The organism is Streptomyces sp. NPDC056169, from assembly GCF_042268445.1.
Classification (GTDB): domain Bacteria; phylum Actinomycetota; class Actinomycetes; order Streptomycetales; family Streptomycetaceae; genus Streptomyces.
This window is the reverse complement of sequence record NZ_JBHJUO010000004.1, coordinates 100,411-116,685: the sequence shown is the minus strand read 5'-3', so window position 1 is coordinate 116,685 and position 16,275 is coordinate 100,411. Positions and strand designations below refer to the sequence as shown.

At 72.8% G+C, this 16,275-nt stretch carries 14 protein-coding genes; 5 read left to right on the top strand and 9 right to left on the bottom strand.

Going from position 1 to position 16,275, the window contains the following annotated elements; all coding sequences use genetic code 11:
• Nucleotides 1-106: 106 nt before the first annotated feature.
• Genes ACFC0G_RS07635 through ACFC0G_RS07610 form a run of 6 tightly spaced genes read right to left on the bottom strand, consistent with a single transcriptional unit; the run spans nucleotide 107 to nucleotide 6,753 of the window.
• Complete coding sequence (locus tag ACFC0G_RS07635) at nucleotides 107-790, bottom strand: GntR family transcriptional regulator (RefSeq protein WP_376398766.1); 684 nt, start codon at nucleotides 788-790, stop codon at nucleotides 107-109.
• Nucleotides 791-826: 36 nt separating this feature from the next.
• Nucleotides 827-1,822: a LacI family DNA-binding transcriptional regulator gene (locus ACFC0G_RS07630; RefSeq protein ID WP_376398763.1), complete on the bottom strand. Its 996-nt coding sequence runs from the start codon at nucleotides 1,820-1,822 to the stop codon at nucleotides 827-829.
• Entirely contained in the window at nucleotides 1,819-3,594 is a 1,776-nt protein-coding gene (locus ACFC0G_RS07625) for a glycoside hydrolase family 36 protein (RefSeq protein ID WP_376398760.1), read from the bottom strand. Before ACFC0G_RS07625 ends, ACFC0G_RS07630 begins: the two co-directional genes overlap by 4 nt.
• 8 nt (nucleotides 3,595-3,602) lie before the next feature.
• Entirely contained in the window at nucleotides 3,603-4,436 is an 834-nt protein-coding gene (locus tag ACFC0G_RS07620) for a carbohydrate ABC transporter permease (RefSeq protein ID WP_376398757.1), read from the bottom strand.
• Nucleotides 4,433-5,362: a carbohydrate ABC transporter permease gene (locus ACFC0G_RS07615; protein WP_376398754.1), complete on the bottom strand. Its 930-nt coding sequence runs from the start codon at nucleotides 5,360-5,362 to the stop codon at nucleotides 4,433-4,435. The genes ACFC0G_RS07620 and ACFC0G_RS07615 overlap by 4 nt, the downstream gene beginning before the upstream one ends.
• Complete coding sequence (locus ACFC0G_RS07610; protein WP_376398751.1) at nucleotides 5,359-6,753, bottom strand: ABC transporter substrate-binding protein; 1,395 nt, start codon at nucleotides 6,751-6,753, stop codon at nucleotides 5,359-5,361. Before ACFC0G_RS07610 ends, ACFC0G_RS07615 begins: the two co-directional genes overlap by 4 nt.
• 253 nt (nucleotides 6,754-7,006) lie before the next feature.
• Between ACFC0G_RS07610 and ACFC0G_RS07605 the strand changes: the two genes are divergently transcribed.
• A complete protein-coding gene (locus ACFC0G_RS07605) occupies nucleotides 7,007-8,992 on the top strand; it encodes a hypothetical protein (protein ID WP_376398748.1) in 1,986 nt (661 codons plus the stop codon).
• Nucleotides 8,989-10,164 carry an aminotransferase class V-fold PLP-dependent enzyme gene (locus ACFC0G_RS07600; protein ID WP_376398746.1) on the top strand — a complete coding sequence of 392 codons (1,176 nt, stop codon included), beginning with the start codon at nucleotides 8,989-8,991 and terminating at the stop codon, nucleotides 10,162-10,164. The genes ACFC0G_RS07605 and ACFC0G_RS07600 overlap by 4 nt, the downstream gene beginning before the upstream one ends.
• A 39-nt stretch (nucleotides 10,165-10,203) precedes the next feature.
• On the opposite strand, the gene ACFC0G_RS07595 is transcribed toward ACFC0G_RS07600, so the two are convergent.
• Both ACFC0G_RS07595 and ACFC0G_RS07590 read right to left on the bottom strand, forming a co-directional pair.
• On the bottom strand, nucleotides 10,204-10,473 hold the full coding sequence (locus tag ACFC0G_RS07595; RefSeq protein WP_376398743.1) for a LapA family protein: 270 nt from the start codon (nucleotides 10,471-10,473) through the stop codon (nucleotides 10,204-10,206).
• A gap of 47 nt (nucleotides 10,474-10,520) precedes the next feature.
• On the bottom strand, nucleotides 10,521-11,189 hold the full coding sequence (locus ACFC0G_RS07590; protein ID WP_376399516.1) for a beta-glucanase: 669 nt from the start codon (nucleotides 11,187-11,189) through the stop codon (nucleotides 10,521-10,523).
• A gap of 257 nt (nucleotides 11,190-11,446) precedes the next feature.
• Here ACFC0G_RS07590 and ACFC0G_RS07585 point away from each other — a divergent pair, with 257 nt between their 5' ends.
• From ACFC0G_RS07585 to ACFC0G_RS07575, 3 genes are all read left to right on the top strand, one after another.
• A complete protein-coding gene (locus ACFC0G_RS07585; RefSeq protein ID WP_376398740.1) occupies nucleotides 11,447-13,009 on the top strand; it encodes an FAD-dependent monooxygenase in 1,563 nt (520 codons plus the stop codon).
• A 93-nt stretch (nucleotides 13,010-13,102) separates the two neighbouring features.
• The gene (locus ACFC0G_RS07580) at nucleotides 13,103-13,822 is read left to right on the top strand and encodes a TetR/AcrR family transcriptional regulator (RefSeq protein ID WP_376398737.1); all 720 of its coding nucleotides are present in this window, start codon (nucleotides 13,103-13,105) and stop codon (nucleotides 13,820-13,822) included.
• A gap of 52 nt (nucleotides 13,823-13,874) precedes the next feature.
• Nucleotides 13,875-14,561: a hypothetical protein gene (locus tag ACFC0G_RS07575; protein WP_376398734.1), complete on the top strand. Its 687-nt coding sequence runs from the start codon at nucleotides 13,875-13,877 to the stop codon at nucleotides 14,559-14,561.
• Between the two features lie 78 nt (nucleotides 14,562-14,639).
• On the opposite strand, the gene ACFC0G_RS07570 is transcribed toward ACFC0G_RS07575, so the two are convergent.
• Nucleotides 14,640-16,211: a polysaccharide lyase family 1 protein gene (locus ACFC0G_RS07570; protein WP_376398731.1), complete on the bottom strand. Its 1,572-nt coding sequence runs from the start codon at nucleotides 16,209-16,211 to the stop codon at nucleotides 14,640-14,642.
• Nucleotides 16,212-16,275 lie beyond the last annotated feature (64 nt).

The window sequence follows — 16,275 nt, the reverse complement described above, 5'->3', positions numbered from 1 at the left end:
AAGGCGCCGGACAAGGGGGTGCCGGCGAGACCGCGAAATCCGCACTTCACGACGTTGGTGTGCGTCGAGGGGAGGGTGTTGAACTCGTCTTGGTATACAAATACTCTCAGGCGTCGCCGAAGAGGGAGCGCAGTGCGACGGCCCTGCTGTCCCGTACGTGCAGCAGCGTGCTGGCCGCCGCGGCCTCCGCGTCCCCGGCGGCGATGTGCCGGAACATCTCGGCGTGCTGGGCCCGCATGTGCGCGGGCTCCTCGCGCAGGCCGAACAGCAGCCGGAGCTGCCAGCTCAGCTGCTCCATGGTGCGGGCGAGCAGCGGGTTGCCCGCCAGCTCCACGACGCCCTCGTGGAACGCGGTGTGGGCGGCCACCTCACGCGTCCCCTCGCCCGCCGCGGCCGCCGACTCGGCCTGCCGGAGGGTCGCCTCCAGCGCGGCGAGCCCCTCCGTTCCGGCCGCCCCGCTTGCGGCCCCGCGTGCCGCCAGGGCCCGCGCCGCGAGCCGCGACGCCTGGACCGCCAGCGGCTCCCACACCTCGTACAGATGCTCCACGTCGGCGCGTTCGAGCCGGCGGACGCGCACCCCGCTGTGCGGGAGCAGTTCGAGGAGTCCCTCGGCGACGAGTGCGCGCAGGGCCTCGCGGACGGGGACGCGGGACATGCCGAGCTCCTCGGCGACCTCCCGCTCGACGAGCCGGGCGCCCTGGGCGTACCGCCGGTCGACGATGCGCTGGAGGACGGCCTCGCGCGCCTGCGCGCTGAGCGAGGCCGCTCCGCTCCTGCCGGTCTCCGTCACTGGCGTGTGTCCCTTTCCGTTCGCCGCCCGGCGACCCTACGGGGCCGCGGGACCCGTCGAGGCGCGGATGACGAGCTCCGGGTCGAAGAGGAGCTCGCCCGTGGGGACCTCGCGGTTGCTGACCAGGGCCAGCACGCTGCGGCCCACCTCCAGGGCCAGCCGGTCCGCGGGCTGGCGGACCGTGGTCAGGGCCGGGTCGGTGAACTCGGTGACCGTCGACCCGTCGTAGCCCACCACCGAGACGTCGCCCGGTACGGACAGGCCCTGGCGGCGGATCCCGCGCACCGCGCCCAGGGCCATGAAGTCGCTGGCCGCGACGATCCCGGTGGCGCCGAGGCCGACCAGGGACGAGGCCGCCGCCTGCCCGCCCTCCACGCTGTAGGACTGGCGGACCACCCAGCGCTCCGCGTCGGTCAGGCCGCGCCGGCCCATGGCCTGGACGAAGCCCCGCACCCGCCGGTCGGCGGGCCGGTTCCCCGCCGGGCCCGACGCCATGCCGATGCGCCGGTGGCCGAGGCGGTGGAGGTGGTCCACGGCCAGTTCGGCCGCGAGCGCGTCGTCGGTGGAGAAGACCGGGGCCGGCACCCCGTCCGCGAACTCGCCGTTGATCCCGACGTACGGCACGCGGCGCTGCCGCAGCAGTTCGTAGCCGTCGGTGTCCGCGCCCTCCACCGTGTTGGACGCGGAGAGGAAGACGACGGCCGCGACGCCCTTGTCGACGAGGGAGGTCAGGAAGTCCAACTCCTGCACACCGCCCGGGAAGACGGGGCAGAGCACCGTCTTCAGACCGTGCGGCGCGAGGGCCGACTCGATCCGCTCGGCGACGTCGGCGAAGAACGGGTTGGAGACGAACTCCGTGACCACCGCGACCAGTTGGCCCTGGGTGACCCGCTCGTAGCCGAGCTCGGCCATCGCCTGCTCGACCGCCTCGCGGGTCTTCTTCGACACGCCCTGCCGCCGGTTGATCACCCGGCTGACGGTGGCCTCGCTGACCTGTGCGTGGGCTGCGACGTCGGTGATGCCGACCTTCATCGCGGTCCTTCCGTGAGTACGAGCGAAACCAGACCGCCACGCGGGACGGCCAGGGGACGGGGCCCCTCCGGCAGGAGCGTCAGCGGATCATCCATCATACGGCCGTCCGGCCCGTGGACCCGGGCGGCCACCCGGCCGCCGCCCCCGGTGACGTCCACCACGACCCGGTCCCGGTCCGAGCCGTTGACCAGGTGGAAGCGGCGGTACGCGGCGAAGTCGAGCTCCACCACCCGGTCGCCGTGCACGCTCACGAGACACTCGTCGCCGCGCGCCGCCACCACCACCGGGTACAGCTCGTCCGGCCGCCCCGGCTCCACCCGCCCGTCGAGCAGCAACTCCCGGTGCAGCCGCCAGCGCCCGAGCCAGAACCGCACGGCCGCCAGATGCTCCGGCGGCGCCTCGTCCAGGCGTACGGAGATCTGCGGGACCGCGTGCAGAGCCCCGATCAGCTGGCGGGCCACCGTCTCGACCGGCGCCGAGCGGGACCACATCACCATGTCGGAGTGGACGGCCCCGCCCACCGCGAGCAGCGAGGTGTCGAGGGTCCGCACCCGGTTCGCGGTCGCGTCCGCCGGGCAGTCGAAGGAGCGCAGCATGTTCCCGAACGGTGCCATGCCCGGACCGACGTACGGCTGCCGCAGTTCGAGCAGCAGCCCGGGCCGCACGGCCTCCAGGGCCCGGCGCACCTCCGTGAGCAGCACGGTCATCGCCCGGCCGACGTCCCCGGCGCCGTCGCCCGCGTAGACCCCGGCCTCGTCGAGGAAGTCCAGTTTGAGGCCGTCGACGCCGTGGTCGCGCACGAGCGAGACGCACAGCTCGACGACGTGCCGGCGGACGTCGGGGAGGCGCGGGTCGAGCACGACGGCGCCGGGCACGGTGGCCCGGGCGGGCGCCGAGGCCGCCCAGCGGTCGTGGCAGTCGGCCTCGGGGCCGAGCAGCAGCGGCGCCACCCAGAGCACATAGCGCAACCCCTGGTCGCGCACCCGGGCGACATGGCCGGCGAGGTCCGGGAACTTGGCGGGGTCCGGCTGCCAGTCCCCGCAGCCGGCGTAGCCCCGGCCGTTGCCGTACCGCTGCCAGCCGTCGTCCAGGATGAGGACCCCGCAGCCCAGCTCGGCGGCCGGGCCCGCCTGGGCCTCGACGGCGGTCGCGGTGACGTCCTGGTTGAAGGCGTACCAGGTGGAGTACACCGGGACGCGGGCCGTGTCCGGCACCGGCATCGGCGGGTGGGCGGCGGCGAACCACGTCCGCAGCGGCCGCAGGGCGGCGGCGACGGACGGCGCGCGCGGCACGAGCAGCAGCCGGTGCGGCTCGGTGGCGGCCGGAAGGCTCAGATGGACGACGTGGGTGTCGTTCTCCTCGGAGACCCCGAAGCGGACCGTGGCCTCGGGGACCGGGTCGGCGGCGGCGAAGGCGAGGAGGGTGGCGCCGGAGTGCTCGTACAGACAGCCGACGGCGGGTCCGCTGACCAGGGAGGTCCGGCTGAGGCCCTCCCAGTCGGCCACCAGGGTGCGCCGCCAGCCGCCCTCGGGGTGCCAGTAGCCCGCCGCGTCGCCGAGCGGCACCGAGAGACGGATCTCCACGGGCACGCCGTCGGCGCGTACGGACAGCATCCGCAGCCCGTCGGGGAGGGAGGCCAGCTCCCAGCGGGGGCGTACGCCGGGGTGGCCGGGGGCGAGGACGGCGATCGACACGTCGTCGAGCAGCGGCTCGGCGGGGGCGTGCGCGGCGTGCGCGGTGGTCACCACCGCGAGGGCGTGGTCAGTCTGCATCGGAGAGTTCATTCCTTCACCGCGCCCGCGAGGAGCCCGGACACGAAGTGACGCTGGAGGGCGAGGAAGACGATCGCCATGGGTACGGCGGCGATGGCGGTGCCGGCCAGGATGGCGCCGTAGTCGGTCTCGTCCAGGCCCTGGAGGGAGGCGAGCGCCACCGGGATGGTGAACGTACTGTCGTCGCGCAGCACGATGAGCGGCCAGATGAAGTCGTTCCACTGGTACAGGAAGAGGAACAGCGCGAGGGCCGCGAGCGACGGGCGCATCGGGGGCAGGGCCACCCGCCAGAACAGCCGGAACTCCCCGCAGCCGTCCATCCGGCCGGAGTCGAGCAGCTCCTTCGGCAGTGCGGCCATCGACTGGCGCATCAGGAAGATGCCGAAGGGCAGGGCCAGGTTGGGGGCGATGACGGCCTGGTAGGTGTTGAGCCAGTGCAGCTCGGCCATCATCTTGAACAGGGGGACGAGCGTGATCTGCGCGGGCACGACCAGGCCGAGCATGAGGAGCCCGAACAGCGCCTCGCGGCCGCGGAACCGGTAGGTGGCGAAGCCGTATCCGGCGAGCGTGCACACGGCGCCCGCGAGGAGCGTGTAGACCGTCGAGATGCCGAGGGAGTTGAGCACGACCCGGCCGAAGTCCGCGGTCTCCTGGAGGGTGGTGAGGTTCTCCGCGAGGTGTCCGCCGGGCAGCAGCGGCGGCGGGCTGTCGAAGATCTCCTGCGAGCTGTGGGTGGCGCCGACGGCCAGCCAGTAGAAGGGGACCGCGACGGCGGCCAGGGCGATGGCGAGCCCGGAGGTGAGCAGGATGCTCCGGCCGGGATGGCGGATGCGGGTGGTCACGACTTCTCCCCGAGGAGGCGGAACTGGATCAGGCCGAGGACTCCGACGAGGACGGTGAGGGCGTAGGCGACGGCGGAGGCGTAGCCGAAGTCGAAGTACTTGAAGGCGTTCTGGTAGAGGTACACGCCGATGGTCAGGGTCGCGTTGTCGGGCCCGCCGCCGGTGAGGACGTACGGCTCGTCGAAGAGCTGGAGCGTGCCGATCGTGGACAGGACGGTCGTGAGCAGCAGCGCGGGCCGCAGCCCGGGGAGCGTGACGTGGCGGAAGGAGCCCAGCGCCCCGGCGCCGTCGACGGCGGCGGCGTCGTACAGCTCGGCCGGGATCGTCTGGAGGCGGGCGAGCAGGATCACGGCGTTGTACCCGGTGTAGTGCCAGGTCAGGGCCAGACCCAGGGAGATCCGCGCCCACATGCCCTCGGTCAGCCAGGGCACCGGGTCGACGCCGACGAGGCCGAAGAGCCAGTTGACGAGCCCGTACTCCTCGTTGAGGAGGACGGAGAAGACGATGCCGTACGCGACGAGGCCGGTGACCATCGGCAGGAAGAAGCCGAGCCGGAAGACGGGCCGGCCGCGCAGCAGCGTGGAGTCGAGGGCGACCGCGAGCCCGGTGGCGAGCGCCAGCATCAGCGGCACCTGGACGACGAGGATGATCCCGGTGTTGCGCAGCGCGGTCCAGAAGATCGGGTCGTCGGCGAGGCGCAGGTAGTTGTCGGCGCCGACGAAGGTCTCGGTGCCGCCCACGGTGCGGTGCAGGCTGAGGAGGAACGACCAGCCGATGGGGTAGAGCTTGAACGCGGCGAAGAGCAGCAGTGCGGGGAGCACGAAGAGGTACGGGGCGGCCGGGCCCCTCCGCCTGCGGCGCTGTGCGGAGGGGTGGGGCGCGGTCGTGGTGCTGGTCGCGATCGCGGCGGGCGCGGTCGGTGTCATCGCACGTTCTTCCTGCCGGTCTGGCGGGCCAGCTCGCTCGCGGCCTCGGCGAGGACCTTCGCCGGGTCGGCACCCTTGAGCAGCACCTTCGACTGGGCGTCGGTGACGAGCTTCAGGGCGCGCGCGTAGTCGGCGGTGTAGTTCACGGCGGGGCTGGGCGCCTTGAGGGCGGAGAGGAAGATCTCGCCCTTGCGCTGCCCGCCGAAGAAGGCGGAGGGCTCGTGGAAGACCGAGTCGTCGTACGCCTTGAGGAGCGCGGGCGCGATGCCCTTGCCCCGGTAGATCCGCACCTGGGAGGCGGGGCGGGTCAGCGCGAACTCGACGAAGGACCAGGCCGCCGCCTGCTGCTTGCTGCTGCCGGCGATCGCGAGGTGGGTCGAGTTCACCGTGGCCGCCGTGGTGCCGCCGCGACGGACGGCCGGGGGAAGCCGGACCTTCCACTTGCCGGCCTCGCCGGGCACCTGCTCCTCGATGATCCCGCCGAACCAGGTGGGCCAGGGCAGCACGGCTGCGGTGCCCTTCTTGAGGGAGCTCATCAGGGCGTTCCAGCCGCCGGCCAGATTGCTGACCAGACCGGCGTCGTTCATGGTCTTGATGAGCGTCATCGCCCGGACGGCCTCCGGCGAGTCCAGGGTGATGCGGCCCTCCAGGTCGAAGTAGAAGGCGCCCTGGAGCTGGAGCAGCATCTGGAAGAAGTTGGCGGCGTCGGGCTGCGAGGCCGGCTTGTCGATGCCGAGGAGGTGCGCGCCGGTGCGCGCCTTGAGCTGCTTGCCGGACTCGATGGTCTCGTCCCAGGTCTGGAGCCCCTCGACGTCGACCCCGGCCTTCTCGAAGAGGTCGGACCGGTAGTAGAACCCCGCCGAGTTCGCCTCCCAGGGCAGGGCGTCGACCCGCTTGCCGTCGGGGGAGACGGTCTGCCACAGACCGGCGGCGAAGGCGTCCTTGTGGGCGGTGGCGCCCAGCGGGGCGAGGTCGGCGAGGCCGCCGGGGAAGCGCTCGACGTACCCCGGGAGGTAGTCCACGCCGATGTGCAGGACGTCGGCGAGGCCCTGGCCGCCGGCGGCGAGACCGGCCGTGATCTTGTCCCAGATCGCGGGGTTGCCGATGTCCTCGACGGTCACCTGGATGTCCGGGTACTTCTTGTTGAACTCCGGTATCAGCGCCTTCAGTTCGGCGGCCGGGCCCTGCCAGGACCAGACGGTGATCCGGCCCTTGCGCGGATCGCCGGCGGCGCCCCCGCCGCCCGCGCCGGTGTCGCCGCTGCCCGAACAGCCGGTGAGCGTCGTCAGGCCGGTGAGGCCGAGCCCGCCGATTCCGGCCGCCGCCAGGGCGCCGCCCTCGCGCAGTACCTGCCGGCGTCCCGGCCGTCTCCCGCTCTGCTGGTCCGTCATGTCGGATCTCCTCGCTCGCACCGTTGCGGAACTTGACGGGGCCGGACATTACAAGGGTGCCGAGCAGACTTGCAATCCCTCAATGAAAACTTTCAGTTCGATCCCTCAGTCATTTCTGACGAGATCATTGCCATCCTTTCGAAGTGGTTGCTAGCGTGCCGCGCGCCCCGACTGCCCCTCTCCGACTGCCCCGCCCTGACCGCAACGCCCCGACCGCCACGCCATGCCACGCCCCGACCCGGGAGAGACCCTCATGACGCGTTCCCGCCTGTCGCTGCTGTCCGCCGTCGCCCTGCTCGCCTCACTCGCCGCGAGCGGCGCGGTCACCGCCCCGGCGGCGGCCTCCCCGTCCGCCCCGGCCTCCCCGTCCGCCCCCGCGGTGCTGGCCGTCGCCGATCCCGGCTTCGAACAGGGCGGGACCGGATGGGAGTTCACCTCCGGGACCGGCGTCGCGAGCAACAACCCGCACGCCGGGAACCGGCTGGCCTACCTCGACGCCGGCAGCGGCATGAAGGTCTCCCAGACCGTGACCGCCACCGGCCACGGCGGCTACCTCGTCTCCGCGTGGATCGCCACCGGCGGCCCCGGTGGCCGCTACGTCCTGCGGATCAACGGCGCCACCGTCGCCGAGCGGTCCCTGCCCGCCGCCGCCAACTACCGCCGCCACACCCTCGGCCGGATCGCGCTCGCCCCCGGGGACCGGCTGGAGATCGGCTTCGAGTCGGGGGAGGGCTGGGTCAACGTCGACGACGTGATGGTCTCCCCGGCCGCCCCCGCCGACCCCCGCATCTCGTCCAGCGACCCCGAGATCGTCGAGATGTTCGACTGGGCCAAGGGCAAGGCCAACAGCTGGGTCCACCTGCCCGGCACCCAGGGCCCGCTCGACGCGGACGAACGCCAGACCGGCGGCACCGGCACCGGCGTCTACGCCCCCTCCTACTGGGCGGGTTACGCCAACCGCAGCGGCTACTACTCCCGGGACATGGCCCACCAGCTCTCCGGCGCCGGGGTGCTGGGCCTGCACAGCGAGAACAAGGAGATGCTGCGCGCCTTCGCCGCCTCCGCCACCGCCGAGCACGCCTACTACCCGGTGTGGGCCCTCAACTTCGACAACCGCTCCTACCTCTCCATCGACTACCGTGGCCCGAGCCTCTTCGTCCGCGAGGTTCCCGCCCCCTTCGAGCTGGTGCAGAAGGCCGAGGAGGCGTACCGCTGGAGCGGCGACCCCGCCTACCTCGACGACCCCGCCCTGTGGGAGTTCTACCGCCACGTCACCGAGGAGTTCGTCACCCTCCACGACGGGCAGAAGGACAACGGCGCGGTGAGCGTGGCCGAGGGCACCGGCAAGGGCATCTTCCGGGGCGTCGCCAGCTACAACGAGCAGAGCGACGAACCGCTCGCCGAGGCCGGCGACGCCATCGGCTCGCAGTACCAGGCCTACCGCGCGATGGCCTCCCTCGCCCGCGCCAAGGGCGACCACCCGCTCGCGGCCCGCTTCGAGCGCCGGGCCCGCGAACTCAAGACGTACTTCAACTCCACCTGGAGCGGCAGTGGTTCGGGCGCCGACATGGTGCGCGGCTACACCACCGACGGGCGCGCCCTGACCGGCTGGGGCAAGGAGAACAGCTGGTTCATGCCGATGAAGCAGATCGTCGCCCCGGGGGAGCGGCGCGAGGCGTACCTCGACTACATCGACCAGCAGTCCGAGGGTGACGGACGCCCCGACAACATCGAGGCCCTGACCTACCTCCCCGACACCTTCCTCACGAACAACCGCGCCGACACCGCCTGGAAGTGGATGCGCCACATCTACGCCCAGAAGGACGTCCAGCACGTCAACTCCCGCCAGGGCACCAACGGCGACTACCCGGAGGTCTCCTTCACCCTCGTCGGCCAGACCGTCCAGGGCCTGATGGGCGTCACCCCGAACGCCCCGGCCCGCACCCTCGCCACCCAGTCCCGGCTGCCCTCCGGCATGGAGTGGCTGGGCATCGAGGACCTGCGCGTCGGCGACTCCGCCTTCACCCTGCGCCACGACACCGACCGCCGCTCGACCCTCACCCACACCTCGGGCAGCGCCCCGTACACCTGGGTGGCCCGCTTCCCGGGCGCCCACGCCGCCGTCGCCGTCGACGGGGTGGTCCGCCCGGCCCGCACCGAGGTGATCGACGGGGCGACCTACACCGTCGTCCGTACGCGCGTGGCCCCCGGCCGGACCGTCGCCGTCGAGGTCCGATGACAGCGACCGCGTCCGCCGTGTCCCCGGGCGGGGCGAGGAGGGGCGGGGAATTCCCCGGAGGGGCGGGCCTGTTCCGGCTCGACCCGGGGGTGGCCCACCTCAACCACGGCTCCTTCGGCGCCGTTCCCGCCCCCGTCGCCGAGGCCCAGCGGCGCCTGGCGGCGGAGGCCATGGCCGACCCCGACGCGTTCTTCCTCGGCGTCCCCGACCGCCTCGCCGCGGCCCGGGGGCGCGTCGCGGCCCACCTGGGCGCCGACCCCGAGGGGATCGCCTTCGTCACCAACGCCACCGAGGCCGCCAACCTCGCGCTCGACGCCCTGCGCCTGGACACCGGCGACGAGGTCCTGGTCACCGACCACGGCTACGGCACGGTCGTCGCGGCGGCCGCCCGCCGCGCCCGGACGGCCGTCGTCGCCCTCGACCCCGCCCTGCCGGACGAGGACGCGGTGCGCGAGACGGTGCTCGCCGCCCTCACGCCCCGGACGCGGGTGGTGCTGATCGATCAGATCAGCTCGCCCACCGCCCGGCCGCTCGCCACCCCGCGCCTGCTCGCCGAGCTGCGCGAGCGCGGGATCACCAGCGTGGTCGACGGCGCCCACGCGCCGGGCATGCTCGCCGAACCGCTGGCGGGCGAACCCGACTTCTGGTTCGGCAACCTCCACAAGTGGGCCTACGCGCCACCGGGCACCGCCGTCCTCGCGGTGGCGCCCGCCCACCGGGCCCGGGTCGGCGCGCCCGTGCCCTCCTGGGAGGACGACCGCGGCTTCCCCCGCGCGGTCGAGTTCCGCGCCACCGCCGACTACACCGGCTGGCTCGCCGCACCCGAAGGCCTCGACCTCATCGCCGGGCTCGGTGCCGACCGGGTGCGTGCGTACAACGCCGAACTGGTCTGCTACGGAGCGGAGTTGCTCGACGAGCTCCCGGGCGTGACACCGCTTCCGTACGGCGAGGGCCTGGCGATGCGGTCGCTGCGCCTGCCGGCGAGCCTCGCCCGCACCCGGTCGGAGGCGGCCGCGCTGCGCGAGGGGATCGCCGCCCGGCTCGGCTGCCGCGTGCTGATCTGGAACTGGCCCGGTGGCGGCGGCATCCGGATCTCCGGACAGCTCTACAACCGGCCCGAGGAGTACGAACGCCTCACCGTCGGCCTGCGCGCGCTGCTGGCCCGCGGCTGAGGGAGAAGCGGGGCGGTACGGCGAGCCGGGCGGGCGCGATCAGCGCCTGGCTCGCCGTCGGATGGCTCGCCGTCGGGCGAGGTACATGCCGAGGACGACGCCGACGAGCAGGGTGACCGTGAGCACGGCCCAGAGGGGCAGGGTCACGGTGGGGATCCACAGCCGGATGCTGACCGACCCGGTGTTGACCGCGATGAACCAGATCGCGAGACCCGCGAGCACGATGAAGGCGAGCGTGCGGATCCGCATGTCCCGGCCCTTGACGGTCAGCGTCGAGGGCCCGTGCTGCGGAGGTGCGTTCTGTGCCATGCATCCCATTGTCTGCCGATACGGTCCGATGCTCGACCGGAGAGCCGTCACTCGCGGTACACGCGCAACTCCGCCACCTCGTAGGACATCTCCGACGTCCCGGCGTCCGGTGCCGGGTGGTAGCGGCCGGCGCAGACCGAAAGGTTCACGATGAGGTGGGCCCGCCAGGAGCGGCCCACCCCGCGCCGGTCGTCGAAGACGCGTGCGCCGTTGATCCACCAGACCACGGAGCGTGCGCCGAACTCGACCCGGAGATCGACCCAGGCCCCGGGTCGGACGGCCGGATCCCGGAAGTAGTGGTGGCGCCCCCGGACGCGGTTCGACAGCTCCAACAGGTCGGGATTGTCAGGGTGGTACTCGAAGACGTCGACCTCCTGCCCGCCGTCGAGCCAGGTCCAGATCGCCGGCCAGGCGCCCGTCTCCTCGGGCAGTCGTACCCGGGCCTCCAGGACGTCCCCCGCCCGGACGAGGAAGGCCTCCGGGCTGCCCTCGGTGGTGAGCAGCCCGGCGTCCCAGTCGCCGTCCGTGCGGCGGGTCGCCCGGAACAGCCCCGTGCGGCTGTACGCGGGGTCCGCCGTCAGGTGGTCGAGCTTGTCGTCGCCAGGATTGGTCGGCCCGCCGTCGGGATAGGCCCAGGAGTGACCCGCGGTCCACTGTTCCGTGGAGGAGAAGTCCGCGTCGAACACGAGGGTTCCGGGCGCGCGCGGTGGGGGCACGCCCCTGCCGGTGCCGGTGCCGGTGCCGGTGCCGGAACCGGTACCTCGGCGCAGCAGACGGTCGAAGAAGTCGGACAGCACGGCACGCTCCTTTCGCTCGGGCCACGACTCGGCCCTCGGGCGATTCATCCACTTTGCACCGTACGGCAGCCCTATGTGTCCGATTGGCGACAATGCGTCACCTGAAGCTTGCTGGGTTTTATTTTCGGCTACGGTGTATCCGTTAAAGGTCGCGAGCGGAACGAGGGGCATCGGGAATGAAGGAAACGCGAAGAGGGGCGGTCCGTACGGACGCCTCGGTCATCGTCGTCGGCGCGGGACCCGTAGGGCTCGCCCTCACCCTCGATCTGGCCCGCCGGGGCATCGCGGTCCGGCTCCTCGAACGCTCCGGGAAGGGCTTTGCCGGCTCGCGCGCCAAGGGCATCCAGCCGCGCACGCTCGAAGTGCTCGACGACTTCGGCCTCGCCGGGGCCGCCCTCGCGGCGGGCGGCGCCTACCCGCCGATGGGACTGCACCTCGGCCCGTTCACGAAGACCTGGCGGATGCACGCCACCGCCCCGGACAGCGCGGGCACCCCGTACCCCGACGTGCTCCTGCTCCCGCAGTACGCCACCACCGGCCTCCTCCGCGAGGCCGTCGAACGCCTCGGCGTCCGCGTCGACTTCGGCGCCCGGGCCGTGGAGGTCACGCAGGACGACACGGCCTGCGCGGTACGCCTGGAGGACGGCCGGGTCCTGACCGCGCGGTACGTCGTCGGTGCGGACGGCGGCTCCAGCACCGTACGGAAGGCCGCGGGCATCGCCTTCGAGGGGACCACCGACGAGTCCGACCGGATGATCCTCGTCGACGGCACGGTCGACGGACTCTCGCGCGACCACTGGCACATCTGGCCCCGCGCCCGGGGCCGCAGCATCGCGGCGTGCCCGCTGCCCGGCGAAGGGAACCGCTTCCAGATCATGATCAGGACGCGACCGGGAGAGACGCTCGACACCGTCGACGGACTCGACGGACTCGACGGACTCGACGGACGCGATGGCGGCGGCGCCCCGGGCCTCCTCGCCGACCTCCTCCGCCGCCGTGCCGACCGGTCACTCACGCTCCGCGACATCACCTGGACCTCGGTCTTCCGCCCCAACGTCCGCCTCGCCGAGCGCTACCGGAACGGCCGGCTGCTGCTGTGCGGCGACGCCGCCCACGTCCACACGCCGGCCGGCGCGCAGGGCCTGAACACCGGGATCCAGGACGCCCACAACCTCGGCTGGAAACTCCAGCAGGTCCTCGCCGGCGCCGCCGACGCACTCCTCGACAGCTACGAGGCCGAGCGGCGCCCCGTCGCCGCACAGGTCCTGGGCCGCTCCACCGAACTGTACGAAGGCCTGCGCGGCACCCGCCCCGGCAAGCTCACCCGCGGCCACGACGAACACCAGCTGGGCATCTCCTACTTCGGCGGCCCGCTGGCCCCCACCGGCACGCCCCGCACCGCGACCCTGCGCAGCGGCGACCGCGCCCCCGACGCGCTCCTGCCCCGCCCCACCGATGAGGCGACGCGGCTCTTCGACCTCTACCGCGGCCCGCACTTCACCGCCCTCGCCTTCGGCGCGCGCGCCGCGGCGGCCCTGGACCGCGCCGCGCGGCCGGCCACCGGAGTCCCGGTGCGCCGCCACGTCGTGCTGCCGCACACCGATCCGCGCACGCCACGAGAAGCGGCCCTGCTCGCCGCGTACGGCATCACCGAGGACACCGTCGTGCTCGTCCGTCCCGACGGGTACATCGCCGACATCGACCTCGTCGGGAGCACGGCCGGCGTCCCGGCCGCCTGACGCCGCCGGGCCCCCGGGCCGGGGTGCGGCCGACGGGTACGGTGGCCACCGCACCACCCTGAGCCCCGCACCGCGAGAGAGAGCCCCGGACCCATGGCCGCCACCCCGTCACCCCCCGGCAGCCCCGCCTGGTGGGCGGCGCGTCCCGCCCCCGCCCCCGCGGCGGAGCCGAGGCGCGGCCGCCCCTCGCTCGACACCGCGCGCATCGTCGACACCGCCCTGCGCCTCGTCGACGAGCACGGCACCCCGGCGTTCTCCCTGCGCCTGCTCGCCGACGCCCTGAACTCCGGCACGGCCACCCTCTACCGCCACTTCGACGGCAAGGACGAGATCCTGGCGTACGTCGTCGACCGGGTCCTGGGCGAGGTCGACCTCGACGACCTCGCCGCCCGCGCCGACTGGCGGGACGCCCTCACGCTCACCGCCCACCGCTTCCACGACACCCTGCGCCGGCACCCCCACACCCTGCCGCTGCTGACGGCGCAGGTACCCGTCGGCCCCCACGGACTCGCCCAGCGGGAGCGCGTCCTGAGCGCCCTCCTGGCACACGGGCTGCCGGTGGACCTCGCCGCCCGCGCCTTCACCGCCGTCACGCACTACGTCATCGGCTTCACGGCCCAGCAGTACGGCCCCGCCGCCGCCCCCGACGACGGCCCCCGGCTCGCCGCCTTCTACCGGCGGCTCGACCCGGCCGCGTACCCCGCCGTCCTCCAGGCCGCCGAGAGCCTCACCTCCGTCTCCCTCGACGAGGAGTTCGACTTCGGCCTCGGTCTCCTCGTCCACGGTCTCGCGCACCTCCACCCGACCGGGTGAGCCCCGGGTGCGGGCCACGCAACGCCCGCCGCCCCGCCTCGTTGATCACGCCATGACCCACCACAACACCGGCCGGCGGACGTTCCGCTTCCTGACCACCGCCGTCGCCGCCCTGATGCTCGGGATCGCGGGCGCGCAGAGCACGTACGCGAGCCCCGGCGAGCAGCGGAACTGCCCCACCACCGCGGAGGTCTTCGCCACCGACAACACCGCGATCATCACGGATCCCGACGACCCGCGGCTCGACACCCGTCTGACGCGGTTCGGCCACGAGGTACGCGCGATCATCCGGGCCCACGGCGCCCGCCCCGGCGCCTCGGAGCTCCTGGACGGCGTCTTCTGGTCCACCGAACTGCGGCAGGCCACGTACGAGCGTTCGCGGGAGTTCGACGTGAATCGGGTCGGGCGCGACGGTCTCCACCACATCGCGGGCGTCATCGCCAAGCAGTACGACCAGGAGTCCGTGCTCACCTTCCGCTGTCTGCCGCGGACCTCGCCGGAGACCGATGCCGTGGAGATCGAGGTCCCGGGCGTCACCTCCGGTGATCTGCGCGCGGCCCTGCTCGCGGACGCCGAGGCCCGCGAGAGGCTCGGCGGCGGCTCGGTCACCCTCGACGGCCGGCTGATCCTCATCGCCCCGGTCGCCGACCTGGCGCTCGCCCGGACGTTCACGACCGCCCTCGGGGCCGACTGGAACGAGGCCCAGGTGCGGTACGGCGACCGAGAGTTCGTGAGCTGAGCCGGTACGGGCGGGACACGCCACCGTCCGCCGGGACCGGAGGTACAGGTCCCGGCGGACGGCCGTGAGACGGCGCCGCTATCCGGCGTACGTCTCGAACTCGGCGACCTGTGGCGTGGCCGAAGAGCCGGTGATCTCGAAGGTGATCTTGCTCAGGGTGGTCCGGGCGAAGGTGACGGTCCCCGCGCCGCTGCCGGAGGAGAGGACGGCGCCGGTGCCGGCGTCGAGGAGCCGCCAGGCTCCGATCCGGCCCGTGGCGCCGGCCGTCTCCTTGACGACCACCCGGGACACGGCGGTGGGGGAGCCCCACTTGATCGATACGGATCCCGTCGTACCGGCCGGTGACCAGTAGGTGGTCAGGTCACCGTCCCGCACGTTGCCGTAGCTCGTCCCGTCGGCCTTGCCGGAACCGTCGGAACCGGCCCCGATGCTGAGGTTGGTCCCGCTGGACGGGGTCGGGGTGGGAGTGGTCGCCGTCGGCGTCGGGGTGGTCGCCGTCGGGGTCGGAGTGGTGGGGGTCGGCGTGGTCGGCGTCGGCGTCTGGGGCGAGCAGGCGCCGTTCGAGACCTGGAGGCCCTTGCCCGCGCCCGCCGTCTGGCTCACGACGCTCGGTACGCAGCTCGCCGCGTCGAGGGTGTAGGCGTACGGGATGGCGACCGTGGTGTTGGACTGCGGGTTCGGGCCCGCCGGGTTGTTCTCGGTGCCGGGGCTCGACCAGGTCACGTTGTCGAAGATGTTGCCGCCGACCTGCCAGTACCCGGCCGCGTCGGTGTAGAAGGTGCCGAGGACGTCCTTCGAGTCCTTGAAGTAGTTGTTGTCGACCTTGGCGCGCGCTCCGGCCCGGGAGTTGATCCCGGATTCGTTGAGCTTCACGTAGTAGTTGTTGTAGATGTGGGCGATGCCGCCGCGCAGCAGGGGCGCGCGGGAGTCGATGTTCTCGTACAGGTTGTGGTGGAAGGTGACGAAGCCGTTCGAGAGCTCGGTCTCACTCGACCCGATGAGGCCACCGCGGCCGGAGTTGCGCAGGGTGCTGTAGGACAGCGTCACGTACTGGGTGTTGTCCTTCATGTCGAAGAGGCCGTCGAACCCCGCCGACTCCCCGCCCGACGCCTCCAGGGTGGTGTGGTCGACCCAGACGTTGCGGACGTCGCTCTCCATGCCGATGGCGTCACCGCCGTTGGACGTGGGCGAGCCCGACTTCTTGACGTTCCTGACGGTCACGTTCTGGATGATGATGTTGCTGGACTGGCGGATGTGGATGCCCAGCTGGTCGAAGACGGCTCCGCTGCCGACGCCGACGATCGTGACGTTGCTGATCTCCTTGAGCTCGATCACCCCGGCGGCGGTGTTGCAGCTGGGGCCCGAGACCTTGGCGGTGTTGCCGTGGTTGACGGTTCCCTCGACCTCGATGGTGATCGGGGTGCTGCTGGTGGCCCGACCGCACAGGGCCTCATGGATCGCGGTGCCGGTGGTGGCCCGTACGGTCTGCCCGCCGGCGCCGCCGGTGGTCCCGCCGTTCTGCGTCGCGTAGCCGGTGGCGCCGGCGGTCGCCGCCGATGCCTCGGGTGCCGACAGCACAGCCCCTGTCGCGGCCGCGAGGGCCAAGGTGGCCAGCGCCGCCTGGAGTCGCCGTGCGACTCGTCGCTTCATGATCGCCTTCCTTTGTTCGTCGTCGGAGGACGGGAGCCGGCCCCGCGTACCGGGCTCCCGAGCA